Raw genomic sequence first — 25888 nt, 5'->3', positions numbered from 1 at the left:
GACGCGTGCGGGATCGCCCTCGCCGTAGGCCGTCACTCAGCATGCCGCTTTAGGTCCGCGGGTGCACCACGAGTACGGGGCAGTGCGCGTGTTCGGCGCAGACCGCGCTCACGGAGCCGAGCAGGAGGCCCATGAATCCGCCGTGGCCTCGAGAGCCCACGACGAGCATCTCGGCGCCGACGCTTTCTTCGATGAGCACGCGCGCGGCGGAACCGCGTTTCGCCGCGGTGCTGAACCAGGAGGGGCGTTCGTTTCCGAACACCTCTTGTGTCACGGCGCTGAGCACCTCGCGTGCGTCCGCTTCGGGCGACCAGTCGGCGAGGAGAGCCACTTCGGCGCCCGCGGGATAGGTCCAGACCGCGATGGCCTCCACGGAGGTGCCGAAGGCCTGTGCGGTGCGCACCGCCAGACGCAGCGCTTCGATCGACGACTGCGAACCGTCGACGCCCACAACGATGCGGCCGTGTCGCCTCCCGTGCTCCGAATCGCTCGATGAATTCGCGGATGTCGTGGCGCCGGTCGACGCCTTGTTCTCGGTCATGACTACAGGTTCGCGGACGCCGCACCGGTCGGATAGGGCCGAAGGTCACATGCCCGCGGTCGACTACCAGTCGTCCCCGGCGTGAACGACGATCGTGGGCGCGGTCAGGTTCATGAGCACGTCGTGGCTGACCGAGCCGATCATCGCGTCCTCTGCGGAGTCTGCGCCGGAATCCCCGATCACCAGAAGCGCGGCCGTGGCGGCGGCGTCGACGAGCGCTTCTGCGGCCGGGCGCCTCACCGTTCGAACCTTCACGTCGGCTGCGGGCGCCGTGCTGCCGGCGACTGCGACCGCGTCGGCGAGCGTTGCAGCGGCGACCGCTTCGCCGTGCTTGATCACGGCGCTCTGGAGGTCCTCATCCGTCGTCGGCAGTTCGGGCGTGGTGTACGCCCGCAGCAGGGTGAGCGTCTCTGTGCTGAGCTCGGCCTCCTGGGTCGCGAGCCGCACGGCGCGCTGGGAGGCCGGTGAACCGTCGACGCCCGCGACGACGCCGCGTCCGGTTCGTGGTGAGCCCTGCGGGATGACGGCAACCGGCGCGTGGGCCAGTGAGGCCAGTCGCAGGCTCCGGGATCCGAACACCCGGCCGTTGATGAAGCCCGTCTTGTGGGTGCCGACGACGACGAGTCGTGCATCCGTGGATGCGGCCGTCAGCTCTTCTATCACGTCGCCATGGAGCACGCGGGTGCGTACGGCAATATCCGGTGCGAGGGATCGCGCATAGTCGGCCTCGCGCTCCAGGAGTCCCTCCGCGTCGCTGTCGAGTTCGCTCATCATGCGTGCGCTGATCGTCGTCCATTCGTCGTCGACGACGCGGAGGAGTTCGATGTCGGCGCCGTGCGAGGTCGCGTATCGCGTAGCCCAGCGCAGCGCCGCACGACCCGACTCCGTACCGTCGACGCCGACCAGAATGGTTCCGGCTGCGCCGTTTTCGACTGCACTGTTCACGCTCATGATGTTTCCTCCCTCGCGAGTGCCGTGATGGACCACGGAACACACTTCATGCTGACTCGCGGAGCGACATTTTCGTAGAGCCGAAAGTCCCGCTGCGGATGCGCTTCGGCGCGGCGTCGCCCCTTCGCGTTCCGATCGCGCGCAGCGCGTTCGCGATCGTGACCAGGTCGACGAACTCCTGGATGAGCGCACCGAGCGTGGCAGGAATCACGCCGAACGCGGCGATGACCATGAGCACGAGGCTGAGGCCTATGCCCAGCCACATGCTCTGCACGGCGATGCGCACGGTGTCGGCGCCGATGTCGAGAGCCCGCACTGTGCGGGAGAGATCATCGACCAGGATGACGGCGGCGGCCGATTCGCTTGCCGCGGTCGCGCCCTTGGCTCCCATGGCGATTCCGACCTCGGCGGCCGCCAGCACCGGGGCATCGTTGACGCCGTCGCCCACCATCAGCACCGGACGAGCGGTCAGCTGCTGCACGGCCCGCAGTTTGTCGGCGGGAAGACAGTCTGACCGCACCGAGGTGATGCCGACGGCGTGGGCGACATGGTCCGCGGTGGCGTGCGCGTCTCCCGTGAGCATGAGCACCTCGCGCACACCGCGGCTGCGGAGCGCGGCTACGGTCTCATACGCGTTGTCGCGGATGGGATCGGAGGCGATGATGCTGCCGGCGTACCGGCCGTCGATGACCACATAGATCGCGAGTTCGCCGCCCGCTGTCGGGGCTCGGGGAATGTCAGGCACGAGTTCCCTGCAGAATGCCAGCGTGCCGAGACTGACCTGCCGCTCCCGTATCCTCGCCGTGATTCCCTGCGCCGCGTCCTCGGAGGAGCTGTCGACGTCGAGCAGAACCAGCCTCCGGTTTCGAGCCTCGGCCACGATCGACGTCGCCAGCACGTGGGAAGAGAACTGCTCGGCCGAGGCGACCAGGGTGAGCAGGGCATCCTCATCGAAGGGTGCGAGCGGGCGGATGCGCGCGATCGTCGGAGTGCCGTGGGTCAGTGTTCCGGTCTTGTCGAAGACCGCCGTCTGGATGCGGGCGAGCGACTCGAGCACGCTGCCGCCCTTCACGATCACGCCGTTTCGAGCCGCGCGGCTCATCCCTCCCATGAAGGCGATGGGTGCCGCGAGAAGAAGGGGGCACGGCGTGGCCAGCACGAGAACTTCCGCGAACCGGTGCGGATCCCCCGCGACGATCCACGCGCCAACCCCCAGCGCCAGGGACACGATCGTGAACGGTACGGCATACCGGTCGGCGAGCCGCACCACGGGCGCCCGATTCTCTTGCGCCTGTCGAACCAGCGCGATGATCCCCTGGAACTGGCTGTCCGCAGCGGTGGCGCTGGCCGTGATGGTCACCGTATTCAGCCCGTTGAGAGAGCCGCTGAGAACGCTCTCCCCCGCGAACTTGCGCACCGGCATGCTCTCGCCCGTGAGAGAGGACTCATCGAAGCTCGCGTCCGCGGCGAGCAGGACGCCGTCGACGGGCACGACCTCGCCCGACTTCACCAGGATGATATCGCCGGGCAGCACCTCGCCGAGCTCGACGTCCGTGGCGATCTGGCTCGATTGGTCGACCCGATGCGCCACCTGCGGTTCACGCGCGAGCAGCGCGCTCAGTTCCCGCTGCGCCCGCGATTCCGCGAAGTCCTCAAGCGCTCTCCCGCCGGAAACCATGAGCACGATCACCATGCTCGCGACATACTCGCCGACAACGACGGTGGCCACAATCGCGATCACGGCGAGAACGTCCACCCCGAAGTGGCCGTGTCTGAGTTGGCGGATCATCTGCCAGGCGAGCATCGCTGCGACGGCCAGCGCGAACCCGCTGAACAGGATCTGGATGGCGACAAGGTGCGAGAAGGCCCAGAGGATGGCGCCGAGCGCGCCGACGAGCGCGGTCATCGCGACGAGCCGGTAGAGAAGGACTGCCCTCAGGATCTTCTTCACGAGTGCTCTCGGCGCTAGGTCGCGGGAAAGGTGCGTCCGGTGACCGTGTCGGGGATGACTCTGACGAAGTTGAACTTGTCCCCCGCCTGCGTCGATGCGAGATCGAGCACACCCGAGTGCTCGATCTCGTCATCGAACTCCAGCCGCGCCGCCTCGCCCTTGAGCACCACGCTGAACCAGTTGCCACCTGCGAGGCGCTCCACCTGAACGGCGACTTTCGGATGCCGCACGATGCTCGTCAGTTTGACGCCCGGTGCGCTTCTGAAATAGAGCCGACGCTCGTCGATCCGATAGTTGATGGGCATGATGTCGACGCCGGCCGGGTCGGTCTGAAACGCGAGACGGGCGATTCCCGAGTCACCCAGCACGCTCCAGCACTCGGCGTCGCCGAGCTCACGAGTGCGAGGATCCGGTTGGCTCGCATGATTGGCCGGCCCGCCGCTCGGCTCGTGGCGTCGGTCGTCTGCGGAGCGCTCCATATGACTATGCTGCTCCCTCGCGCGCCTCCGGGTCAGGGCCGAAAGTCCCGTCGTCAGACGTTGTCGCTGCCGGTGTCGTCGTTGCGGAAGTTTCCGTGCTCGGTGCCGGGCCAGGTCCACGCCGCGACCTCGGGAGTGTCTTCCCCGTGCTCACGGGTGTAGTCCCGAGCGCGAAGTCTCGCGTCCTGCATCTCCTGGCGCAGGGTCGCCGTCGTCGCACCCAGCGACGGAACGCGGTCGATGACATCCATGACCAGGTGGTACCGGTCGAGGTTGTTCATCATGACCATGTCGAATGGCGTCGTGGTCGTGCCCTCTTCGATGTAGCCCCGCACGTGAAGATTGTCGTGTCCGTGGCGGCGATAGGTCAGCCGATGGATCAGCCACGGGTAGCCGTGATACGCGAACAGCACGGGCTTGTCCGCGGTGAAGATGGCGTCGTATTCACCGTCGCCGAGACCGTGCGGATGCTCCCCCTCGCTCTGCAGACGCATGAGGTCCACGACGTTGACGACGCGGATCTTCAGCGACGGCACCCGCTCGCGCAGGATCGAGACCGCTGCCAGCACCTCGAGTGTCGGCACGTCCCCCGCGGCCGCGAGCACGACATCCGGTTCTGTGCCCTCCTGCTCGGTGCCAGCCCATTCGAGGATGCCGAGCCCCCTCGTGCAGTGCTCGATCGCCTGCTCCATGGTCAGCCAGTTCGCCGCGGGCTGCTTACCCGCGACGACGACGTTGACGTAGCCGACCGAGCGCAAGCAGTGGTCATAGGTGGACAGCAGGGTGTTCGCGTCGAACGGCAGGTAGACGCGCACCACGTCTGCCTTCTTGTTCACGACGTGGTCGATGAAGCCCGGATCCTGGTGCGAGAGGCCGTTGTTGTCCTGACGCCAGACGTGCGAGCTCAGCAGGTAGTTGAGCGAGGAGATGGGGCGACGCCAGGGGATCTTTCGGGTCGTCTTCAACCACTTCGCGTGCTGGTTGAACATGGAATCGACGATGTGGATGAAGGCCTCGTAGGAGTTCAGAACCCCGTGACGCCCGGTGAGGAGGTAGCCCTCGAGCCAGCCCTGGCACTGGTGCTCGCTCAGCATCTCGACGACTCGGCCGGCCCGCGCGAGGTGGTTGTCGTCATCGATGGGCCACAGCTCCGCGTTCCACTGCTTGTCTGTCACGTCGAAGACCGCGTTGAGCCGGTTGGATGCCGTTTCATCCGGTCCGAAGATGCGGAAGTTGTGCGGGTTGGCGGCAATCACGTCGCGCAACCATTCGCCGAGCACGCGGGTTGCCTCGTTCACGGAGCCGCCCGGGGACGGCACCTCGACCGCGTAGTCGCGGAAGTCGGGCAGCCTCAGATCCTGGCGCAGGAGGCCGCCGTTGGCGACGGGATTCGCGCTCATGCGCAACTCGCCGTCTGGCGCCAGCGCCGTCGCGAGAGGAACCACGGCGCCCTGCTCGTCGAACAGCTCTTCCGGGCGGTACGACCGCATCCAGTCTTCGAGCAGTCGCGTGTGCTCTTCCGTATCGCGGGCGTCGAGCAGCGGAACCTGGTGGGAACGCCAGTTGTTTTCGGCCGGATGACCGTCGATCTCGGCCGGACAGGTCCACCCCTTCGGAGTGCGCAGGATGATCATCGGCCAGGCCGGGCGATCCTCGAGCGTGCCCGCCGCTGCATCGGCCTTGATCCTCGAGATGTGGTTGAGCACCTCGTCGAGGGTCGTCGCGAAGCGTTTGTGCACCTCGATGGGATCCTCACCGTCGAAGCCGCCGGAGACGAGATAGGGCGTGTGCCCATAGCCGCGCATGAGCTCCAGCAGCTCCTCCTCCGGGATGCGGGCGAGCACCGTGGGGTTCGCGATCTTGTACCCGTTGAGGTGCAGGATCGGCAGAACCACTCCGTCGTGCAGCGGGTCGACGAACTTGTTCGAATGCCAGCTCGTCGCGAGGGGACCGGTTTCGGCTTCACCATCGCCGACGACCGCGGCGACGAGCAGGTCCGGGTTGTCGAATGCCGCACCGTAGGCGTGGGACAGCGAGTAGCCGAGTTCACCGCCCTCATGGATGGACCCCGGCGTCTCGGGTGCGACGTGGCTTGGAATGCCGCCGGGAAACGAGAACTGCCGAAACAGCTTTCGCAGGCCGTCCTCGCTGTGGTCGATCGTGTTGTACACCTCGCTGTAGGTGCCATCGAGGTAGGCGTTGGCCACCATGCCGGGCCCGCCATGACCGGGTCCCGCAATGTAGATGGTGCTGAGCGAACGCTCCCGGATGACGCGGTTCAGGTGCGCGTAGATGAAGTTGAGACCCGGCGTGGTGCCCCAGTGCCCGAGCAGTCGAGGTTTGATGTGGTCCCTGCTGAGGGGTTCGCGAAGGAGCGGATTGTCGAGCAGGTAGATCTGCCCCACCGAGAGGTAGTTCGCCGCCCGCCACCACGCGTTCAACTCGTCGAGAGCGGCCGAGGGCAGTTCTCGATTCTCAACGTAGGGCCAGGCGCCGGTCTGATTCCGGTCGAGTTCGGGCTTGTTGTCGCTTGGTGAATTCGCGCTCGTCACCAAGCCATTCCAGCAGGTTCGCGCACTGGTCTCTAGTGCCGAAGGTCCCTTCGCCTAATGGATGAGGACCTTCAGCGCATCGTGCTCCGCGGCGTTGCCGAACACCTCGTAGGCCTCGAGGATCTGGTCGAACGAGAACTCGTGGGTCACGAACTTCTCTGCAGGCAGCTTGTGCTGGGCGACCAGCTTCAGCAGCATCCCGAGCGTGTTCGTGTTGACGAGGCCCATGGCGATGTCGATGTTCTTGATCCAGAGTTCGTTGAGCGCGAGTTCGGCCGGTTTTCCGTGCACTCCGATGTTCGCCACGTGACCGCCTGGGCGCACGATCTGAGTGGCCATCGTGAAGGTCTGCGGAACGCCCACGGCCTCGATCGCCACGTCGACGCCGTGACCATCGGTCAGCGCCATGACCTGTTCCTTCCAGTCCCCTGCGCCGGAATTGACCGTGTCCGTGGCGCCGAAGTCGTGTGCGCGCGCGAGTCGGGCGTCATCGAGGTCGATGGCGATGACCCTCGACGGGCCATACAGTCCCGCCGTCATGACCGCGGCGAGACCCACCGGTCCCGCTCCGATGACCGCGACAACGTCGCCCGGGGTGACGTGGCCGTACTGCACGCCGATCTCGAATCCGGTGGGCAGGATGTCAGACAGCAGGATGCCTTCGGAATCGCTGACGCCTTCCGGCACGGGGTACACCGAGTTCTCGGCGAACGGCACTCGCACGTATTCGGCCTGGGTTCCGTCGATCATGTAGCCGAAGATCCAACCGATTCCGGGCGTGCCCTCGGGATCGAGGCAGTGGCTGTACAGCCCCTTCCGGCAGTTGGGGCAGCGTCCGCACGAGCTCACGCAGGCCAGGATGACGCGATCGCCGACGTGCAACCGCGTGACGCCCGAGCCCACCTCCGTGACGATCCCGATTCCCTCGTGCCCGAGGATGCGGCCGACCTCAACCTCGGGCACGTCGCCCTTGAGAATGTGGAGATCGGTGCCGCAGATGGTCGTGGCAACCATCTTCACGATGACATCCGTGGACTGCTGGATGACGGGCTGGGGAACGTCCTCCCAGCTCTTGAGTCCTGGACCGTTGTAGACAAGCGCTTTCATGACTGCTCCTCATGGACCGAGCGATGAGACAGGTGCGTCTCTTTCGCTCAGTCAAACCCCGTGGTGCAGGTCGCTTACAGAGTCGAAGGTCCCACGCGCGATGCGCCCGTCAGCCGCCAACGAGGGTCGCGAAACGTTCGCGGGTCTGCTCGTCGGAGGGAGTCATGAAGACCAGTCGTGTTCCCAGCCTCGGCGCGAGCCAGGTCGTCGACAGGTCGAATCGCATGAGGCCGACCTGCGGATTGCGGATCTGCTTCCACTCTGGCACCGCTTCGGACACGTCGTGCGAGTTCCACAGCCGGGCGAACTCTGGCGAGGCGGCGAGAAGTCGGTTCACGAGCGACTGCCATGACGGGTCATCGCTGTGCGTGGGCCACTGTGCGCGCAGGCGCCCCACCGAGCGACGAGCGAGCCCGTGCCATTCAACGATCGCCCGGCGCCATTCCGGGTCGGTGAAGGTCAGCCACAGGCTGTTGCGCTCCATCTGCGGCACCTCGTCGAGATCGCCAATGAGCCGTGCGTAGCCGCGGTTGTAGGCGAGGATGTCGAACCGGGCATTCTGCACGTATGCGGGCCACGGGTCCACGGCCTCCAGCACGCGGAGCATCGCCGCGTCGACCGCATGATCCCGCTCGATCGCGGGTGGCGTGGAGCCGACGAGACTGAAGACGTATGACCGTTCGTGGCGGTCGAGACGCAGGGTGCGCGCCACCGCTTCCAGCACCTGTTCCGATATCCGGATGTCGCGACCCTGCTCGAGCCAGGTGTACCAGGTGACGCCGATGCCGGCGAGGGCTGCGACCTCCTCCCGGCGAAGCCCCGGCGTGCGCCTGCGCCCGCCCGGGGGCAGACCAACATCGTCCGGCATGATTCTCGCGCGCCGGGAGCGAAGGAACTCGGCGAGTTCGGTGCGCCGATCGGTGGACGACGCACCCGCCGACTGGGGGGTGGCCGCAGTACTAGGATAAACACGCTCTTGGTACCCGGTTGTCATGCATTGACTATAGCTTCATGACCACCATTACAGACAGTCCAGCGCACCTCCGACCGCTCTCCCGCCTCGGCGTACTCGTCATGCTCACCGCGCCGTTTCTGGCGGGTCTCGACTTCTTCATCACGAACGTCGCGCTGCCGACGATCGAGCGCTCGCTCGGCGCATCCGCGGGCTCGCTCGCGCTCATCGTCGCCGGCTACGGAATCGCCTATGCGGTGTTCCTCGTGCTTGGCGGTCGGCTGGGCGACGAATACGGCAGGCGACGGCTGTTCGTGATCGGGCTCGCGTCGTTCGTCCTCGCGTCACTGCTTGCCGGGCTCGCGCCCACGCTGCCCATACTGATCGCCGCTCGCGTGGCGCAGGGAACCGCATCGGCGCTCATGACGCCGCAGACGCTCGCGACCTTCCAGAGCACCTTGGCGGGCACCGCGAGGGGTCGCGCCATCGCGAGTTATGCCGCTGCGGGCGGGCTCGCGGCCGCCGTCGGGCAGCTCCTCGGCGGCATCCTCGTGTCGGCGTTCGGCTGGCGATCGATCTTTCTGGTGAACGTGCCGGTCGGACTGTGTGCGCTGCTGCTCGTGCGGTTCTGTGTTCCCGCCTCGCGATCACAGGCGCGGGTGGGCGTCGATGCCGTGGGCACCGTGCTGCTCGGCTGCTCGCTTGCCCTCTTGCTCATCCCGCTGACGGAGGGGCCGGCAGCGGGATGGCCGTGGTGGACCTTCGCGTCCCTCGGGGCATTCGTCGGCCTGGCCGCTGTGTTCGTCCGCTGGTCGCTTACCGCCGCGAGCCGAGGCGTAACCCCGCTGCTCCCCCTCTCTCTCGTGCTGGGCGCCCCGTCGATGCGGCGTGGCCTGCCCGTGCTGGTCGTGTTCTTCGCCGTCTTTGGAGCGTTCATGTTCGTGTTCGCGCTCGTGGCGCAGGACGGCCTCGGACTGTCGTCGCTTGCGGCCGGGCTTGCCATCACGCCGGTCTGCGTGGCGTACTTCATCACGTCGTTTCGAGTGCCCCGGCTCGTGGAGCGGTTCGGCAAGCGAGTGCTGATTGCCGGACTCGTGCTCGAGGGCGTCGGGTTCGCCGGTGCGGTGGCGGTCGTTGTCGCGTGGTGGAGCGTTCTCGGTGGAGCTCTCGCACGCTCGTGGGCACCCGTCGCGCTCGTTGTCATCGCGCTCATCATCGTGGGAATCGGACAGGCACTCGGGGTGGGCGCACTATTCCGGCTGGTGCTCTCGCAGGTGCCGGTATCATCCGCGGGCGTGGGAGGAGGGGTGCTCGTCACCACTCAGCAGGGGGCGCTCGCTCTCGGTGTGGCCGCGCTCGGCTCCGGGTTCGCTGCGCTGGCGGCAGGCCCAGGCGTGGTCACGGGCACGCTCGTTGTGGGCGGCATCCTGGTGGTGGTGACCCTCACTCTGTCCATCGCGGCGCGCGTCCTGCCCAGCGACGAGGCGTGAGGCTGCGTTCAGCAGACCGGGCCGTATGGTACGCGGCGTCGTTGCCGGGTGCCAGGCCTTCCACCCTGCCGCCCGCGAGCGTTGACTGGAGGAGAGATATCTAAGGAGACACGATGGCAGTGAAACTGAATGATGAAGCACTCACCCACGCTCGCGACCTGGTCAAGAAGGGCAAGGTCGTGCACGACGAACGTGGCGACTGGAGCGAGGATGCCCCCTCCACCGACCAGCAGAACGAGTTCATCGAGCGCGAGGGCTGGCACGAGTACGGGCTCTGGCACCTGGGAATCGATACGGATGAGAGCGAAGAGACCAAGGGTCGCTACAGCTTTCCCTTCGGCGACTTCTCCAGGGTGCATCGCTGTGCGGTGATCTCGCTCGAATCGCGCGCCGCCCAGAACGACCACGACGACATCTCGACCTCGACGAAGAACCTGCTGAAGCTCATCGATTCATGAGGCGGGTGCGCACGCCGAGCGTGCGGCGCAGTTGTACCGCTGGCGGGAAGGCCTAGTGCGCGCGGAGCATGGCGGAGAACGCCATGATGGTGAGGACCACGACGATCACTCCGGTGACGATCATGCTGGCGATGACGACTGTTTCCATGCCGCCATTCTCCCCTAGATCGTGTCGACGATGTTGACACGGGACACAACGCACGCTCATCCGAGGGATGTACCGTGTGGAGGTGTCGAGGTCTTCGATGACCCATTCCCGAAAAGCGGAGGACGAGCATGAGCAATTCAACGAGTGACGGACGGGGCGGCTCGTATCGCCGCGGTTTCGAGCGGTCGGGCTTCGAGCGGGCCGGCTTCGAGCTGTGGGAGGCGGCCGGTAGGGTGCGCGCCGCGTTCGAGGACGGTTTCGACAGGCACGTCGCGCCGAAGTTCGGCCAGGGTGACGTGCGTGCCGTCATCCTGACGCTCCTTGCGGAGGAGCCGATGCACGGCTACCAGCTCATTCGCGAGATCGAGACCCGTAGCGATGGTGCGTGGAAGCCCACGCCGGGCTCCGTCTACCCCACCCTTCAGTTGCTTGCAGACGAGGGTCTCGTCACCGCGCAGGAGGCCGAGGGGAAGAAGCGTTACTCGCTCACGGAGAGTGGAAGGACGGAGGCAGCGGCTGCGGGACCCGCACCGTGGGAGACGCCGTCGGTGCACGACGCGGCCCTGCTGCCGAAGGCCGGCGCGAAGCTCGCCCACGCCGCCTCCCAGGTGGCCCACAGCGGCACCCCCGAGCAAATTCGCGAGGCGGTTGCCGCGATCGACGAAGCCAGACGAACGCTGTACTCGATCCTCGCCAAGGACTGACCGGATGCCGCCTCGGGGCGGGCCGGGACGCGCGATGACCGGCCAGGCACATCCGCGCGCCCGCTATCGCCGCATCCTGCGCTTCGCCGCGCGCTACATCGTGCGCGAGTGGTGGTTCGAACTGTTCCTGCCCCGGATCGGACTCGCGCGCATCGGACGGCGCGGAAGGATTGAGCGAGCCCGCGGGATCGCTCGAAACTTCCATTCCCTCGCGATCGAACTCGGCGGCCTCATGATCAAGGTCGGCCAGTTCATGTCGTCGCGGCTGGACGTGCTGCCACCCGAGATCACGAGCGAGCTCGAGGGTTTGCAGGACGAGGTGCCGCCGGTCGACTTCGAGCTCGTGCGCGAGCTCGCCGAAGCCGAACTCGGCATGCCGCTGGCACGCGCGTTCTCGTATGTGGATCCGACACCGGTCGCCGCGGCCTCGCTCGGACAGGTGCACCGGGCGAGACTCGTGCCAGCGGATGCGGCGGACGTGGGCTTCGAGAACGTCGTGGTTAAGGTACAGCGCCCCGGCATCGACGCGATCGTGCGAATCGACATCGCGGCGCTCCGCAGGATCGCCGGCTGGCTCGACCGGGTGCGGTTCATCTCGCGCCGCGTGGACCTGCCCGCGCTGCTCGACGAGTTCGCCGCCACCAGCATCCAGGAGATCGACTACCTGGGCGAGGGCGCCAATGCCGAGCGGTTCGCCGGGCATCCGCGGGTGCGCACCCCCGCGATCGTGTGGGAGCGCACGACGCGTCGAGTGCTGACACTGTCGGACGTGACCGCCATCAAGATCAACGATCGGGATGCGCTGCGAGCGGCCGGCATCGACCCGTCGGCGGTCGCGGACGAGCTTGCGAGCGCGATGTTCGACCAGCTCTTCGTGCACAGCTTCTTTCACGCGGACCCGCATCCGGGCAACATCTTCGTCACGCCCGGCCGCGACGCGGATGCGAGCGACTGGGCGCTCACCTTCGTCGACTTCGGGATGATGGGCGAGGTTCCCGATGTGCTGAGGAATGGGCTGCAGCGACTCATTGTGGCCGTAGCCTCCAGAGACTCCAAGGCCCTGATCGCGAGCATCCGTGACATGGGAGTGCTGCTGCCCTCTGCCGAAAGCGCGCCGCTCGAGCACGCCATGAACGAACTGTTCGACCGCTTCGGAGGCATGGGATTCGCCGAACTGCAGAAGGTTGACCCGGACGAGTTCAGGGACTTCGCCGACAAGTTCGGCAGGGTCATGCGCACGATGCCCTTCCAGCTTCCCGAGAACTTCCTGCTCATCATCCGCGCTGTGTCGGTGACCTCGGGCGTGTGCACGGCGCTCAATCCGGCGTTCAACGTGTGGACGGCCATCGAGCCATACGCGAGGCGGCTCACGCGCACGGAGGGCGCACGCACGGTGCGCAACCTGGCCCAGCAGGCGGTCGACACGGCGGGAGTGATCGCGCGACTGCCCCGGCAGCTCGACGAACTCGCGTCGCTGATCCAGCGCGGCCAGCTCTCGGTGGAGACCCCGGGCGTCGATCGCCGCCTCAAGGCGCTCGAAGTGCTGGTCAAACGAGCGGGCGCATCGATTGTCTTCACGGCGCTCCTGATCGGCGGCATCCTCCTCAGGGAGAGCGATCCGATCCTGGGTGGTGTGCTCATGTGGGCATCCGTGGTTCCGCTCGTCTACTCCCTGCTCGCGGGCGTCTCCGGTCGCGACCGCTCCTGAATCGGCGGGGCGGGGCCGCGCGGCCGAGTAGCGTTGACGGCATGACGACTTCTGAAGCGACCGCAACGACCTTCTCCGAACTCGGGCTGAGTGATGCGGTGCTGAAGGCGGTCGCCGACGTCGGCTACGAGACGCCCTCCGCCATTCAGGCCGCGACGATTCCGCACCTGCTCGCCGGCCGCGACGTGGTGGGGCTCGCCCAGACCGGTACGGGCAAGACCGCCGCGTTTGCGCTGCCCATCCTGTCCCGCCTCGACGTGACGCAGAAGAGCCCGCAGGCGCTCGTGCTCTCCCCCACTCGCGAACTCGCCCTGCAGGTCTGCGAGGCGTTCGAGCAGTACGCGGCCCACCTGCGCGGCGTGCACGTGCTGCCCGTCTACGGCGGACAGGCCTATGGCGTGCAGCTCTCGGCGCTGCGCCGCGGGGTGCACGTCGTCGTCGGCACTCCCGGGCGCATCATGGACCACCTCGCCAAGGGCACGCTCGATCTGTCCGAGCTCAAGTACCTCGTGCTCGACGAGGCGGACGAAATGCTCAAGATGGGCTTTGCCGAGGACGTCGAAACGATCCTTGCCGACACCCCCGACGACAAGCAGGTCGCCCTGTTCTCGGCGACCATGCCCGCCCAGATCCGCCGAATCTCGAAGAAATACCTGAGAGACGCGGAAGAGATCACGGTCAAGAACAAGACCACGACCTCGGCGAACACGACCCAGCGCTACCTCATGGTCTCCTACCCGCAGAAGGTGGATGCCCTCACCCGCATCCTCGAGGTCGAGAACTTCGAGGGAATGATCGTCTTCGTTCGCACCAAGAACGAGACCGAGACGCTCGCCGAGAAGCTGCGCGCCCGCGGCTACTCTGCTGCGGCGATCAGCGGCGACGTGGCTCAAGCCCAGCGCGAGCGCACCGTGAACCAGTTGAAGACCGGCAAGCTCGACATTCTGGTGGCAACGGATGTCGCGGCCCGCGGCCTCGACGTCGACCGCATCAGCCACGTCATCAACTACGACATCCCGATCGATACCGAATCGTATGTGCACCGCATCGGACGCACGGGCCGCGCCGGACGCAGCGGAGCCGCGATCAGCTTCGTCACCCCGCGCGAACGCCGCCTGCTCGACGCGATCGAAAGAGCCACCCGGCAGCCGCTGACACAGATGCAGCTCCCCTCGGTCGACGACGTGAACGTGACGCGACTCGCGCGATTCGACGATGCCATCACCGAGGCCCTCGGCCAGCAGGAGCGCATCGCGGCCTTCCGCGACATCGTCGGTCATTACGTCGCGCATCACGATGTGCCCGAGGCGGATGTCGCTGCCGCTCTCGCCGTCGTCGCCCAGGGCGACACTCCCCTGCTGCTCGAGCCCGAGGATCCGCGGGCCAGGCGCGACGAGCGCTACGGTCGCGGCGAGGCGGATGCACGGCCCGAGAGGGAGCATCGCGAGGAGCGGCGTGCCCGGTCGACCAAGCCGATGGCGCCGTATCGCATCGAGGTCGGCAAGCGGCAGCGGGTGGAACCGCGACAGATCGTAGGAGCGCTCGCCAACGAGGGCGGCCTGAGCCGCGATGACTTCGGCCACATCCAGATCCGCCCGGACTTCTCCATCGTCGAGCTGCCGGCCGACCTTCCGCGTGATGTGCTCGGCAGGCTTCGGGACACCCGCATCAGCGGAAAGCTCATCGAGATCAAGCCGGATCGTCGCGGCGGGCCCCGGCGCGATGACCGGGGCGAGCGCGGTGATCGGGGCGATCGCCCTGCGCGCAAGCCACGCTATTGACGCGAGCGGTGCGGAATAGCTCGCTGCGCGCGCGGGTTGTCAGGCTTATGGACCTCAAGGACATTCCCCTGACCACCATCGACGGTGAGTCAACATCTCTCGCCGCGTACGACGGGCAGGTCAAGCTCATCGTGAACGTCGCATCGCGCTGCGGCCTCGCCCCGCAGTACGAAAAGCTCGAGGCGCTGCATAAGCAGTACGCCGACCGCGGCTTCACCGTGCTCGGCTTCCCGAGCAACCAGTTTCTTCAGGAGCTGAGCGACTCCGAGAAGATCAAGGCGTACTGTTCGGCCACGTGGGGAGTCACATTCCCCATGTTCGAGACGATCAAAGTGAATGGCAAGTCCCAGCATCCGCTCTACGCAGAGCTGACCAAGACGGCGGATGCCCATGGCAAGGCGGGCAAGGTCAAGTGGAACTTTGAGAAGTTCGTCGTTACAGCGGATGGAGCGGTGCACCGCTTCCGCCCCACCACGGAACCCGATGACCCGGCCATCGTTGGTCTGATCGAATCCTCGCTCTCCCCCGCATCCGCCTGATCGTGCCCGTCGCGCGAGCTAGTCGTACGCTCGCGCAACCCGCCAGTGGCGATCCTCAAAGCGCAACTCGAACATGTGAGTGACGCCATCGTCGGTGGTCCCCTGCAGCCGCCAGCCCGACGAGGATGCTCTGGATGGGAGATGGGTGAGTCCGAAGAAGTCCTCCCCCAGTACCGTGGGCGTGTCGCTCACCCGATAGCGCCGACCCTGCCAGACCAGCCGTTCAGGAACGCCGTTTTGCCACCACACCGACACGGCGTCTGCGGTTCTCATGACATTCATCGTGACTCTCCCAACGATCGAACCTATGTTCGAATTAGTAGAGCCTAAGCCCGTCGCGGATGACACGCCAAGCCCCGAGATGACGACGGCGCGGAATCGCTCTCCCCATCTTGACTCGAACGGCATTCGAACCTATGTTCGAGCAAAACCGGTGCGAGATGAGGGGAGCCGAGATGCCGCAACCGAAGTCCGATCGTGCTGCCTTCGCCCCCCGCTCCTGGACGCGGCTCGACCACCGGCTGCAGGAGGTGAGCCCCGGCACGTTCCAGGTGCGGGACCGAGGCGGTCGCCAGCTCGGCTGGATCACCACGCTCGGCCCGCGTTTTCGCGCGCACGGCGACGCGCAGTCGCTCGAACAGTCCGCGGTGCTCGGCACCTTCCTCTCGGGAACGGCGGCGCTGCGACTCGTGATCGGCAACTACGACATGACGGTGCTGCGGGCGACGGTGCTGCGGGAGGTGCAGGAACTGGAGCGCGAGTTCGAGGCTAAGCGGCATCCGTCAGCTGGGGACCATCGTCCTTCGAGCCGAACGGGCGCACCTCACGAAAATCGAGGGACTCGGCCACCGGAACGGACGCAGCGACCGCAGCGTCCATGAGCGACTGGTCACCGGCCTGCTGCGGGTCGAGCCAGTCCTCCCAGAACTCCCTGGGCAGCACCACGGGGTTGCGGTCGTGGATCGATCGCAGGTGCGGTGCGGCATCCGTGGTGATGTGTGCGGCCGTGAGCACCCAGGCGCCGGGATGCTCCTCGGGCACCGCGAGGTCACGCCACCACCAGAACAGGCTCGCGAACGCAAGCGCGCCATCCTCCGAGTGGATGAAGTACGGCACCTTCTTGCCCGCGCGCAACTGCCACTCGAAGTAGCCGCTCGCGGGCATGAGGCCCCGGTGCGCCTTGAGCGCGTAGCCGAACTTCTGCCCGGCCGATTCCGCGCGGATGTTGATCTGCGGTCGGCCGGCGAGCGATCCCTGCCTCGGGCGCGCGAGGTTCCACACGGCACTGTCGAGGTGCCGCAGCCCATCGTTCGACGACTGCCGCACGAACTGCACCCGGTCGGTCGGATGCACGTGCCACGACGGCACGGGAATCGGATCGCCGATCACCGTGGTGTCGAAGATCTCACCGAGCTCCTCGTTGCCGAGGCTGGAAACAAAGCGTCCGCACATGAGACCACGCTAGTTGCGATCAGGGTCGAGCGGGAGGCGCATCGAGGCCGCCCATGCGTTCGAGCGCCGCCTGCACGAGCGCGGTAGCGGCATCCGGAATCACGTGCTCGTTGAGGTAGGTGCCCTCGAGCCAGGACAGCACCTCGTCTGCCGGCAGGCCCACCGCCTGCCAGTCGATGCCCGGGATCGCCATGGTCACCGGCTCGCCCGCGGGGTTCAACCAGGCTTTCGCGATCGGCTTGGGCTCCTCGGCGGAATCGCTCCAGAACAGGGCGACCGGATGATTGTCGCCCTCGACGTGCTCCTGGTTCACCTCGCCGGCGCCGAGCCACGGCAGGGTGAGGATCTCGCCCTCGATCTCCACCTCGAGGAGATCGAGCTGGGCGGGCTCGGTGGAACAGGCGTACAGGGTGTAACCGGCTTCGAGCCAAGCCACGGCCTCCTCGATGTCCTCGAGGAGATCGGGCATCACCGAGTGTGCCCCGGTGATGAGCGCCGAAGCCCACTCGACGAGCGCCGCCGTGTCGCGGCCGGGCCATGGGCTCTTGTCCCGGTGCTCGCCATCCTCCCCGTGGAAGTGGTGCTGCACACCGTCTCCCCCGGTCGTCAGGTGGAGTTCGCCGCCGGGTGCGGCGATGTAGAGGGCCGTCTCGCGTTCCTCGTCATCCCAGTCCAGGTCGAGCTCCGGGCGGGCGAATCGTGCGGGAAGGAGAAGTCTCGAGGCCGGCTTGTCGCCGAGTTTCAGCACGGCACCGAACGTGCGGTTCGGCAGGCGGAGGCTCATGTCTGTCACGGGTGCTGTTCTCCTTGAACTCTGTCTATCGAGGATAGGGGCATTTGCAGAGCCTCGTTGAAGGGTCGTCGAGCACGGCTGGGCTACGATTCATCGAGCGGTACCGGCCGAGTCGAACAGAGGTGATCCCATTACTGCGTCGCTGATCCTCGACCTGCTCTTACTGCTTGCCCTCGTCGGATACGCGGTCTATGGCTACCGGGTCGGCCTGGTGGTGAGCCTCGCCGGCATCCTCGGCATCGCGGTGGGTGCCATCGCCGCCTTCATCGCCATCCCGCTCGTCGCCGGCTGGGTGAACGACAACGTCTGGCGGATTCCCGCCGTGCTGATCTCGATGCTCGTGCTGCTCGCGCTCGGCCAGGTGCTCGGTCTCGCGGTGGGTCGCGTGATCCGTCGCGGTCTCTACCGCACGCCGTTGAAGATCGTTGACCGGCTTCTCGGTTCCGCGCTCGACCTCGTCGTTGCCGCCCTGCTCATGTCGATGCTCGCGTTCAGTATCAACGCGCTCGGCGTGCCCTTCCTCTCCCAGGCGATCGGTTCCTCCCGGGTCATCTCGACGGTCAATGCCCTGACACCCGATCCGGCCGAGGCCTGGCTCGCCCAACTGCGCTCGCTCGCGGTAGAGGATGGGCTGCCGGTGATCGTCGACGCGCTCGCGCCGCACAGCGCTCCGCCCGCGCCGAAGGTCGTGCCGGACAGCAAGGCTCTTGCCGCCGCAGCGAACTCCGTCGTCAAGATCACGGGGAACGCGTTCCAGTGTGGTCAGAACCAGTCCGGCTCCGGCTTCGTCGTCTCTCCCGGCCGCGTCGTCACCAACGCGCACGTCGTCGCCGGCGTGACCGCTCCCGTCGTCGAGCCGCGCGGTGGCGGAGCCTTCGCGGGCCGCGTGGTCTACTTCGACCCGGCTCACGACCTCGCCGTGATCTCGGTCAAGGGACTGCCGACGGCTTCGATCCCGCTCGGCAGCAACCTCGCGCCGGGCGCCGCGGCCGCTTTTGACGGCTACCCCCTCGGCGGCCCGTTCCAGACCGGTGCGGCAACCGTTCAGAGCGTCCCCACCGTGGAGATGCGCGACATCTACGGGGACAATCCGCAACCGGTGGAACTGTATTACCTGTCCGCCACCGTGCAGGAGGGCAACTCGGGTGGCCCGCTGCTGAACGAGGCCGGGCAGATCACGGGGGTCGTGTTCGCGAAGTCGACGACCTCGGCATCCGTCGGCTACGCGCTCACGATGAAGGAACTCTCCCCCGTGGCGAGCCGCGCCGCCGCCTTGTCGACGCCGGTCGGATCCGGACACTGCATCAAGCGTTAGCTGTCAGACTTGCTGCACACCCCACGGAAAGCTCTCGACAGCGCAGAAGGAGATTCGCCGCGTGCTGAATGACTGGCCACTCGATCAACTGCAGCAGTACCGACCAGAGATTGCCGAACCGCCCGGTCTGTCCGACTTCTGGGACGGCACGCTCGCCGAGACCCGCGCGCACGACCTGAACGCGCGGTTCGAGCTCGTCGATACGGGGCTCACCCTCGTGGACACCTACGACGTCACTTTCGCCGGGTACGGCGGACACCCGGTGCGCGGATGGTTGCGGGTGCCCGCGGGTGCCACGAGCGCTCTGCCCACCATCGTCGAATACCTCGGCTACGGCGGCGGCCGCGGGCTCGCCCACGAGCCGGTGCTCTGGCCGCTCGCAGGTTACGCCCACTTCCTCATGGACACCCGCGGTCAGGGCTCGGTGTGGAAGGTCGGCGCCACCCCGGATGCCGAGCCCGGCTCGAACCCGGAACAGCCCGGTTTCATGACGCGCGGCATTCTCTCGCCAGAGACGTACTACTACCGCAGGCTCATGACCGACGCCGTTCGCGCCGTCGAGGCCGCGGCAACGCATCCGTCTGTCGATGCGGAGCGCATCGTCGTCAGCGGCACGAGCCAGGGCGGCGGCCTCGCGCTCGCCGTCTCCTCACTCGTGCCGGGGCTCGTGGGCGTCATGGCCGACGTGCCGTTCCTCTCGCACTTCGAGCGGGCGATCGTGATCACCGACAACAACCCGTACGCGGAGATCACGCGCTACCTCTCGATCCATCGCGACCGCATCGAACAGGTGATGGCGACGCTCTCGCACTTCGACGTCGCGGGGCTCGTGCGTCGATCGAGCGCGCCCGCGCTGTTCTCGGTGGCGCTGATGGACACCACCTGTCCGGCATCGACCGTCTACGCCGCGTACAACAACTACGCGGGCCCGAAGGAGATCAGGGTCTACCCGTTCAACAACCACGAGGGTGGACAACTCGACCAGGACAGGGAGAAGCTGGCGTGGTTGCGAAAGGTGCACAGTCTATGAGTGACAAGTCCATGAGCGAGACCATCCCTCCCCTCGGCCTGATGCTCGACCTGGACGGACCGATCTCGAGCCCGGAGGAACGCAGAATCGCGATCCCCAGCATCCGGGAGAACCTGGTTCTGCTGGCCGGCGCGGGTGTGCCGATCGCCTTCATCACCGGTCGCTCCGATACCTTCGTGCGGGAGCAGATCGTTGAGCCGCTGCGGTCCGACGGACTCTCGCCCGATGCCCGGATGTTCGCGGTGTGCGAGAAGGGTGCGGTCTGGGCGCCGATCGTGGCCGACGGCATGGCCGAGCTGACCATCGACCGCGAGATCGCCCTGCCCGCCGCGTTCGCCGACGACATCCGGGAACTGACGCAGCGAGACTTCGCCGACACCATGTTCTTCGACGAGACGAAGCACGCCATGATCACGCTCGAACAGCGCAGGGACGTCTCGAGCGAGCGCTATCAGGAGGCGCAGCAGCGCATGAACGAGGCCGCGTTCGACGCTCTCGTGCGGCACGGGCTCGGTGCGCGTCTCGGCGATCGAGAGACTCCGGATGCCGAGGGCCGCGTGCCATTCCGGGTCGATCCCACGATCATCTCCACCGATATCGAATCGGTGACCCTCAACAAGGACATCGGTGCCGGACGCGCCCTCGACTACTTCTCGCAGAACGGACCGCTCCCCCGCACCTGGCGCACCGTCGGCGACTCGCGCAGCGACTACCTCATGGCCGACCACCTGCATGCGAACGGCTTCGAGGTCGCCCACGTCGACGTGCGGCCCTCGGAGGGCATCCTGGAACGGCCATACCGGATCATCACCGAGGGGGATGCGATCAACGACGAGGCCGGGGCGGCCTTCCTCGAGCACTGGGTCGGCACCCTGGGGCTGCGCGGCTGAAGGCCGTGGCATGACCGGCACACGAATCCTGATCGTCGAGGACGACCCCGAGATGGGTCGTCTGATCGAGCGCGGCCTGCGGGCCGAGGGCTACGACGTGGTCTCCGCGGCGAACGGTGTCGACGCGCTCATCGCCGCGAGCAGGGAGGACTTCGCGCTCGCCGCCGTCGATGTCATGCTGCCGCACATGTCGGGATTCGAGGTGTGCAGGCGCATCCGCGACTCCGGCAGCACCATGCCGCTGCTGCTGCTCACCGCGCGCAATGCTGTCGAGGACCGGGTGTTCGGTCTCGACTCCGGTGCCGATGACTACCTCACCAAGCCCTTCGCCTTCGCGGAACTCGCCGCGAGGATTCGTGCACTGCTCCGGCGGGATGCGAACGGCGGCAAGCTCAGCCTGACGGTCGGAAACATCGTTCTCGACTCCGCATCCATGCGCGTCACCGTCGGCGAGAGGCAAGTGGCGATGAGTCCCAAGGAGTTCGCCCTGCTGCGCCTGCTGGCGACGCGGCTGAACGCGACCGTCAGCCGAGTCGCGATCCTCGAGGAGGTCTGGGGTTCGGCCGAGAACATCGACCCCAACATCGTCGAGCAGTATGTGAGCTACCTGCGACGCAAGCTCGACCCGCTGGCATCCGGTGTGCGGATCATCACGGTGCGTGGCAGCGGCTACCAGTTGGGACTCGCGGAGTGACACTCCTCTCCCGCCTGTCGATCCGCTGGCGGATCACCCTCGGTAGCCTCCTGATCGCCGCGGTGTTCTTCGGCGGAGCTGGAGCCGTCTTTCGGCTGCAGGTCGACTCGATCCTGCACCGCACCGCATCGACGCTCCTGGCGAACGATGCGGAGCAGTTCGAGAACTCACTCCTGAAGAATGGCGGCGCGGCCGTGGATGAGCCGGGACGAGGCCAGCTCGTCGCCGTCGTGAGCCCCACGGGCGTCGTCGAGGTCGACACGCTGCCGCGCATGCTGGCCGTCCGCCTCGACTCACTGCTGAACTTCGACACGACCGTGCACACCATCGAGGGAAAAGACGACAGCTACCTCGTGCGGAACGCCGCGGTGAAGACCAAAGTCGGCACCTGGCACGTCGTGACCGCCCGCAACCAGGAGGCGTTCACCATCCTGCTCGACCAGCTCAGCATCGCGCTGCTGGTGGCGGCGGGGCTGCTGCTCGTCGGCTTCGGGGTGGCCTCCTGGCTGCTCACCGCGGCCGCGCTCAGACCGGTCACGAGGATGCGCAGGCAGGCGGAGGTGCTGAGCGCCCGCGGCTCCACAGAGCCTCTCGCAACCGGACCAGCCAGGGACGAGCTCTCCGCCCTGGCCACGACACTCAACGAGTTCATCCTGCAGTTGCGCCTGGCAGCGGAGCGCGAGCGCCAGATGGTCTCGGACGCCAGCCACGAACTGCGCACGCCCATCGCCATTCTGAAGACCCAGCTCGAACTCGCGCACCTGGCCGCGGGCGACGCCGTGGCGCTCGAGGCGGAGATCTCGGCGGCGGAGCACTCCGTGGAGCGGCTCGCGCGCCTGGCGAACGGCCTGCTCGAACTCTCCCAGGTGCAGGCGGGCTCTCCGGATGTGGCGAGCCCGTTCGAGACACTGGCGGCGGAACTTGCGAGCTCGGTGGATCGCGCACGGCTGCTTGCCGCATCCACGAACATCACGGTGGACTTCGAGATCACCGGCGACGTGGAACCGCTCGACTATCCGCTCGCCACGGAGAACTTCGGGCGGTTGGTGCGCAACCTCACCGCGAACGCGATCACCGCGCTCGGTGAGCTGGGTTCGGTGCGGGTCGGCCTCAGCCAGAGCGGCACGGCGCTCGTTCTCACCGTGAGCGACGACGGCCCCGGAATGCCTCCCGACTTCATCCCGGCGGCATTCGACCGCTTCTCCCGACCCGATGAGGCGCGCAATGCCGAGGCGGGTGGAGGCCTCGGTCTCGCGATAGTGCACAGCATCGTGACGGCCGCTGGTGGCACGGTGGTGCTGGAGAACCAGGCGGCGGGCGGCCTCCGGGTCACCGTCACGGTGCCGGCAGTAACCCCGCAGTGAACTTTTCGTACCACCCAGTGCTTTCTGTGTGAACTCTCATCGCCCGGCTGCCCAATCCGGGAGCTATCTCAGGCAGCGGTGACGAGTATGGAAGAACAGGGCGAGCGATCGGTGTCGCCCACGTTCTGACCGTCGGGAGGCTGCTGCGATGACCGCAACGAGCACTCCCGTCCGGCCCACGGCCGAGGTTGCCGGCAGCAACACGGATGCCGTGGTCGGCAGGCAGACTCAGCCGCGCATCCGGGGCATCGCGATCGTGTTCGGCCTGCTGGCCGCCGTCGTCTCCGTCGCCGGGTCCTGGATCCCGTCGTTCTGGGGCGACGAGGCCGCGAGCATCATGTCGGCCGAGCGTCCGCTCGACACGCTGTTCCCGATGCTCGGGCGCGTCGATGCGGTGCACGGGTTCTACTACCTGTTCCTGCACGGCTGGATCACCCTGTTCGGCGCATCCGAATTCTCGGTTCGACTACCGAGCGCGGTCGGCGTTGGCCTCGCCGCCGCGGGAACCGTCGTGCTCGCCGCGAAGTTCTTCGACCGCAGAATCGCGATCATCGCCGGGCTCGTCTTCGCGGTGCTGCCGCGCGTCACGTACATGGGCGCCGAGGCACGCTCCTACGCCCTCGGCACCGCCATCGCGGTCTGGCTCACCGTGTGGTTCGTGCTGCTGCTGCGCCGCCGCACGACGCGCATCCTGCCATGGCTTCTCTACTCGGCCGGGCTTGCCCTCGCGGTCTACTCCTTCCTCTACCTCGTGCTGCTCGTGCTCGTGCACGCGGCGATGCTGGTCTCGGTCAGGCGCTCACGAGACGTGCTGCGACGCTGGCTCGGCTTCGCGGCACTCGGAGTGCTTCTGGCACTGCCCCTCATCGCCTTCGCGCTCGGTGAGCACGGCCAGATCTCCTTCCTGGGCAAGCGGCCGAAGTTCAGCGCGAACCACATCTTCGTCACCCAGTGGTTCGGCAACGGCTGGCTCGCGGCACTGTGCTGGGCGATCATCCTCGTCGCGATCACCGTCGCGGTCCGCTCCTGGTGGAGGAGTCGGCCGCGCGTGCTGCCGACCGGCATGGTGCTCATGGTCGCCTGGCTCGTGCTGCCCACCCTCCTGCTCGAACTGGGCAACATCTTCGTCGCTCCGATGTACACGACCCGCTACCTGTCGTTCTGCACGCCGGCCGTCGCCATCCTGATCGCCGCTGGCATCGCCGTGCTCGCACGCAACTGGATGAGGACCGCTGCGGTCGTACTTCTTCTCGTGCTCGCCGCTCCCGGCTATCTCGCCCAGCGCGGGCCGTACGCCAAGAACGGTGGGAGTGACTGGCGACAGGCATCCGCCCTCATTGCACAGCACGCCCGCCCGGGGGACGCCATCGTCTTCGACGCCGGAACGAAACCATCGCAACGGCCGCGCCTGGCCATGCGCCTCTATCCGAAGGACTACGTCGGGCTCGACGACGTCGGACTCATGACGCCCTACGCGCAGACGACCTCGCTCTGGGACACGGTGGCGCCCGTCGAGCGCGTGGCCGACGGCCTCGCGAGCACCAACACCGTGTGGGCGATGGAGCTGAAGCCGGGAGCGTCCACTCCGACGGACGTTGCCGAACTCCAGGATCTCGGCTTTCAGGTGCGTGACCAGTACCGCGTGCACCGCACCGTCGTCTACGAACTCAGCAGGGAGACATCATGAACCGCACCCTCGTCATCATCCCGACCTATAACGAGCGGGAGAACCTGGAATCCATGACGGAGCGGGTGCTGCTGAGCGCAACCGACATCGATCTGCTCATCGTGGACGACAACTCCCCGGATGGCACGGGGGCACTCGCGGAAGACCTCGCCTGGCGAGAACCGCGCGTGCACGTGCTGCACAGGCCGGGCAAGCAGGGACTCGGTGCCGCCTATCAGGCGGGCTTCAGCTGGGGGCTCGAGCGTGACTTCGAGGTGCTCGTGGAGATGGACGGGGACGGCTCACACAGGCCGGAGGAACTGCATCGGCTGCTCGAGGCCCTCGATCACGCGGATCTGGCCATCGGCTCGCGCTGGGTGGACGGCGGCCGGGTGGAGAACTGGCCACTGCGCCGGATGGTGCTCTCGCGTGCCGGGAGCCTGTATGCGCGGATCGCGCTTGGACTCCCCTTCCACGACATCACCGGTGGGTACCGTGCCTTTCGCGCCTCGACGCTTCGGGCGCTGGGCCTCGGCGACGTCGCCAGCCAGGGTTATTGCTTCCAGATCGACATGCTGTGGCACGCTTATCGAATGAGGCAGCGCATCGTGGAGGTACCCATCACCTTCGTCGAGCGCCGCTTCGGTGTGTCGAAGATGGATTCCGGCATCGTGCGCGAAGCCATCCTGCGGGTGACACAGTGGGGGCTCGCAGCGCTCCCGGCCAGACTGCTGCGGACGGCGGGACAGCCGGCTCGGCCCGTTACCTCAGAGCTTCCCGCCGGGGAGGTCGCGCATGTCTCGAGAGTCTAGATCCGCGTTCCTTCGGGAACTGATCAGCTTCGGGCTGGTCGGCGGCGTCGGCCTCGTGGTCGACATCGTGGTGTTCAACGCGCTGAGGACGACCGTGCTCTCCCCCACCGTCATGCACGGGGGCCCCATACTGGCGAAGGTCATCTCCACCTCGCTCGCGATCACCTGCAACTGGGTGGGCAACCGGCTCTGGACCTATCGGGATCGCAGGCGCAGTGACGTGGTGCGAGAGGGAATCGAGTTCGCGGTGGTCAGCGGTGCGGGCATGGCGATCGCCGTGGGCTGCCTGTGGATCTCCCACTATCTGCTCGGCTACACCTCCCTGCTCGCCGACAATGTCGCGACCAATGTGGTCGGTCTCGCGCTCGGCACGGCCTTCCGTTTCGCGCTCTATCGCTGGTGGGTATTCGGGGCCTCTCGCACGAAGGGAATGGCTCGCCCGGTTGCGACCCAGCCCCTGACGACCGGGTCTCTCGTGCTCGATAAGGACACTGTCAGCGGCAATTGACAT

24 protein-coding genes are annotated in these 25888 nt (G+C 66.9%); 14 read left to right on the top strand and 10 right to left on the bottom strand.

Annotated features, from left to right (window positions below):
- Positions 1-49 precede the first annotated feature (49 nt).
- The 7 genes from ABUA37_RS05570 to ABUA37_RS05540 all read right to left on the bottom strand — a co-directional run bounded on the left by ABUA37_RS05570 (position 50) and on the right by ABUA37_RS05540 (position 8575).
- Positions 50-541, bottom strand: a complete 492-nt coding sequence (locus tag ABUA37_RS05570; RefSeq protein ID WP_349898140.1) for a universal stress protein — start codon at positions 539-541, stop codon at positions 50-52.
- A gap of 63 nt (positions 542-604) precedes the next feature.
- On the bottom strand, positions 605-1492 hold the full coding sequence (locus ABUA37_RS05565) for a universal stress protein (RefSeq protein WP_349898139.1): 888 nt from the start codon (positions 1490-1492) through the stop codon (positions 605-607).
- 46 nt (positions 1493-1538) lie between these two features.
- On the bottom strand, positions 1539-3443 hold the full coding sequence (locus ABUA37_RS05560; RefSeq protein ID WP_349898138.1) for a heavy metal translocating P-type ATPase: 1905 nt from the start codon (positions 3441-3443) through the stop codon (positions 1539-1541).
- Positions 3444-3457: 14 nt separating this feature from the next.
- Positions 3458-3922, bottom strand: coding sequence for a pyridoxamine 5'-phosphate oxidase family protein (locus tag ABUA37_RS05555; RefSeq protein WP_349898137.1), 465 nt, complete (start codon positions 3920-3922; stop codon positions 3458-3460).
- 53 nt (positions 3923-3975) lie between these two features.
- A complete protein-coding gene (locus ABUA37_RS05550) occupies positions 3976-6474 on the bottom strand; it encodes a phosphoketolase family protein (RefSeq protein ID WP_349898136.1) in 2499 nt (832 codons plus the stop codon).
- A gap of 54 nt (positions 6475-6528) precedes the next feature.
- A complete protein-coding gene (locus tag ABUA37_RS05545; protein WP_349898135.1) occupies positions 6529-7581 on the bottom strand; it encodes a zinc-dependent alcohol dehydrogenase family protein in 1053 nt (350 codons plus the stop codon).
- Positions 7582-7690: 109 nt separating this feature from the next.
- On the bottom strand, positions 7691-8575 hold the full coding sequence (locus tag ABUA37_RS05540; protein ID WP_349898133.1) for a helix-turn-helix transcriptional regulator: 885 nt from the start codon (positions 8573-8575) through the stop codon (positions 7691-7693).
- 17 nt (positions 8576-8592) lie between these two features.
- Between ABUA37_RS05540 and ABUA37_RS05535 the strand changes: the two genes are divergently transcribed.
- The 6 genes from ABUA37_RS05535 (at position 8593) to ABUA37_RS05510 (ending at position 15361) form a co-directional block, all read left to right on the top strand.
- Complete coding sequence (locus ABUA37_RS05535) at positions 8593-10023, top strand: MFS transporter (RefSeq protein ID WP_349898132.1); 1431 nt, start codon at positions 8593-8595, stop codon at positions 10021-10023.
- Between the two features lie 113 nt (positions 10024-10136).
- Entirely contained in the window at positions 10137-10481 is a 345-nt protein-coding gene (locus ABUA37_RS05530; RefSeq protein ID WP_349898131.1) for a hypothetical protein, read from the top strand.
- Between the two features lie 276 nt (positions 10482-10757).
- Positions 10758-11333: a PadR family transcriptional regulator gene (locus tag ABUA37_RS05525; protein ID WP_349898130.1), complete on the top strand. Its 576-nt coding sequence runs from the start codon at positions 10758-10760 to the stop codon at positions 11331-11333.
- 34 nt (positions 11334-11367) lie between these two features.
- Positions 11368-13041 carry an ABC1 kinase family protein gene (locus ABUA37_RS05520; protein WP_349898129.1) on the top strand — a complete coding sequence of 558 codons (1674 nt, stop codon included), beginning with the start codon at positions 11368-11370 and terminating at the stop codon, positions 13039-13041.
- A gap of 41 nt (positions 13042-13082) precedes the next feature.
- Entirely contained in the window at positions 13083-14822 is a 1740-nt protein-coding gene (locus ABUA37_RS05515; protein ID WP_349898128.1) for a DEAD/DEAH box helicase, read from the top strand.
- 47 nt (positions 14823-14869) lie between these two features.
- Positions 14870-15361 (top strand): glutathione peroxidase, encoded by a 492-nt coding sequence (locus ABUA37_RS05510; protein ID WP_349898127.1) that lies wholly within the window; start codon positions 14870-14872, stop codon positions 15359-15361.
- Between the two features lie 18 nt (positions 15362-15379).
- Here the strand turns inward: ABUA37_RS05510 and ABUA37_RS05505 are convergent, their stop codons facing one another.
- From ABUA37_RS05505 to ABUA37_RS05495, 3 genes are all read right to left on the bottom strand, one after another.
- On the bottom strand, positions 15380-15634 hold the full coding sequence (locus ABUA37_RS05505; protein ID WP_349898126.1) for a hypothetical protein: 255 nt from the start codon (positions 15632-15634) through the stop codon (positions 15380-15382).
- A 495-nt stretch (positions 15635-16129) separates the two neighbouring features.
- Complete coding sequence (locus ABUA37_RS05500; RefSeq protein ID WP_349898125.1) at positions 16130-16813, bottom strand: SOS response-associated peptidase; 684 nt, start codon at positions 16811-16813, stop codon at positions 16130-16132.
- Positions 16814-16832: 19 nt separating this feature from the next.
- Positions 16833-17606, bottom strand: coding sequence for a hypothetical protein (locus ABUA37_RS05495; RefSeq protein ID WP_349898124.1), 774 nt, complete (start codon positions 17604-17606; stop codon positions 16833-16835).
- Positions 17607-17694: 88 nt separating this feature from the next.
- Here ABUA37_RS05495 and ABUA37_RS05490 point away from each other — a divergent pair, with 88 nt between their 5' ends.
- The 8 genes from ABUA37_RS05490 to ABUA37_RS05455 all read left to right on the top strand — a co-directional run bounded on the left by ABUA37_RS05490 (position 17695) and on the right by ABUA37_RS05455 (position 25885).
- On the top strand, positions 17695-18921 hold the full coding sequence (locus ABUA37_RS05490) for a MarP family serine protease (protein ID WP_349898634.1): 1227 nt from the start codon (positions 17695-17697) through the stop codon (positions 18919-18921).
- A gap of 61 nt (positions 18922-18982) precedes the next feature.
- The gene (locus ABUA37_RS05485; RefSeq protein ID WP_349898123.1) at positions 18983-19951 is read left to right on the top strand and encodes an acetylxylan esterase; all 969 of its coding nucleotides are present in this window, start codon (positions 18983-18985) and stop codon (positions 19949-19951) included.
- A complete protein-coding gene (locus ABUA37_RS05480) occupies positions 19948-20841 on the top strand; it encodes an HAD family hydrolase (protein WP_349898122.1) in 894 nt (297 codons plus the stop codon). The genes ABUA37_RS05485 and ABUA37_RS05480 overlap by 4 nt, the downstream gene beginning before the upstream one ends.
- A 10-nt stretch (positions 20842-20851) precedes the next feature.
- Positions 20852-21535 (top strand): response regulator transcription factor, encoded by a 684-nt coding sequence (locus ABUA37_RS05475; RefSeq protein ID WP_349898121.1) that lies wholly within the window; start codon positions 20852-20854, stop codon positions 21533-21535.
- The gene (locus ABUA37_RS05470) at positions 21532-22899 is read left to right on the top strand and encodes a sensor histidine kinase (RefSeq protein WP_349898120.1); all 1368 of its coding nucleotides are present in this window, start codon (positions 21532-21534) and stop codon (positions 22897-22899) included. The genes ABUA37_RS05475 and ABUA37_RS05470 overlap by 4 nt, the downstream gene beginning before the upstream one ends.
- Positions 22900-23047: 148 nt before the next feature.
- Positions 23048-24586, top strand: a complete 1539-nt coding sequence (locus ABUA37_RS05465; protein ID WP_349898119.1) for a glycosyltransferase family 39 protein — start codon at positions 23048-23050, stop codon at positions 24584-24586.
- Positions 24583-25377 (top strand): polyprenol monophosphomannose synthase, encoded by a 795-nt coding sequence (locus ABUA37_RS05460; RefSeq protein ID WP_349898118.1) that lies wholly within the window; start codon positions 24583-24585, stop codon positions 25375-25377. Before ABUA37_RS05465 ends, ABUA37_RS05460 begins: the two co-directional genes overlap by 4 nt.
- Positions 25361-25885 (top strand): GtrA family protein, encoded by a 525-nt coding sequence (locus tag ABUA37_RS05455; protein ID WP_349898117.1) that lies wholly within the window; start codon positions 25361-25363, stop codon positions 25883-25885. Before ABUA37_RS05460 ends, ABUA37_RS05455 begins: the two co-directional genes overlap by 17 nt.
- Positions 25886-25888: the final 3 nt, after the last annotated feature.

The sequence above is a fragment of the Parafrigoribacterium soli genome (assembly GCF_040227235.1).
Lineage (GTDB): Bacteria > Actinomycetota > Actinomycetes > Actinomycetales > Microbacteriaceae > Parafrigoribacterium_A > Parafrigoribacterium_A soli.
Note: the sequence above shows the minus strand (reverse complement) of the source record. Positions and strands in the feature narration are given on the sequence as shown.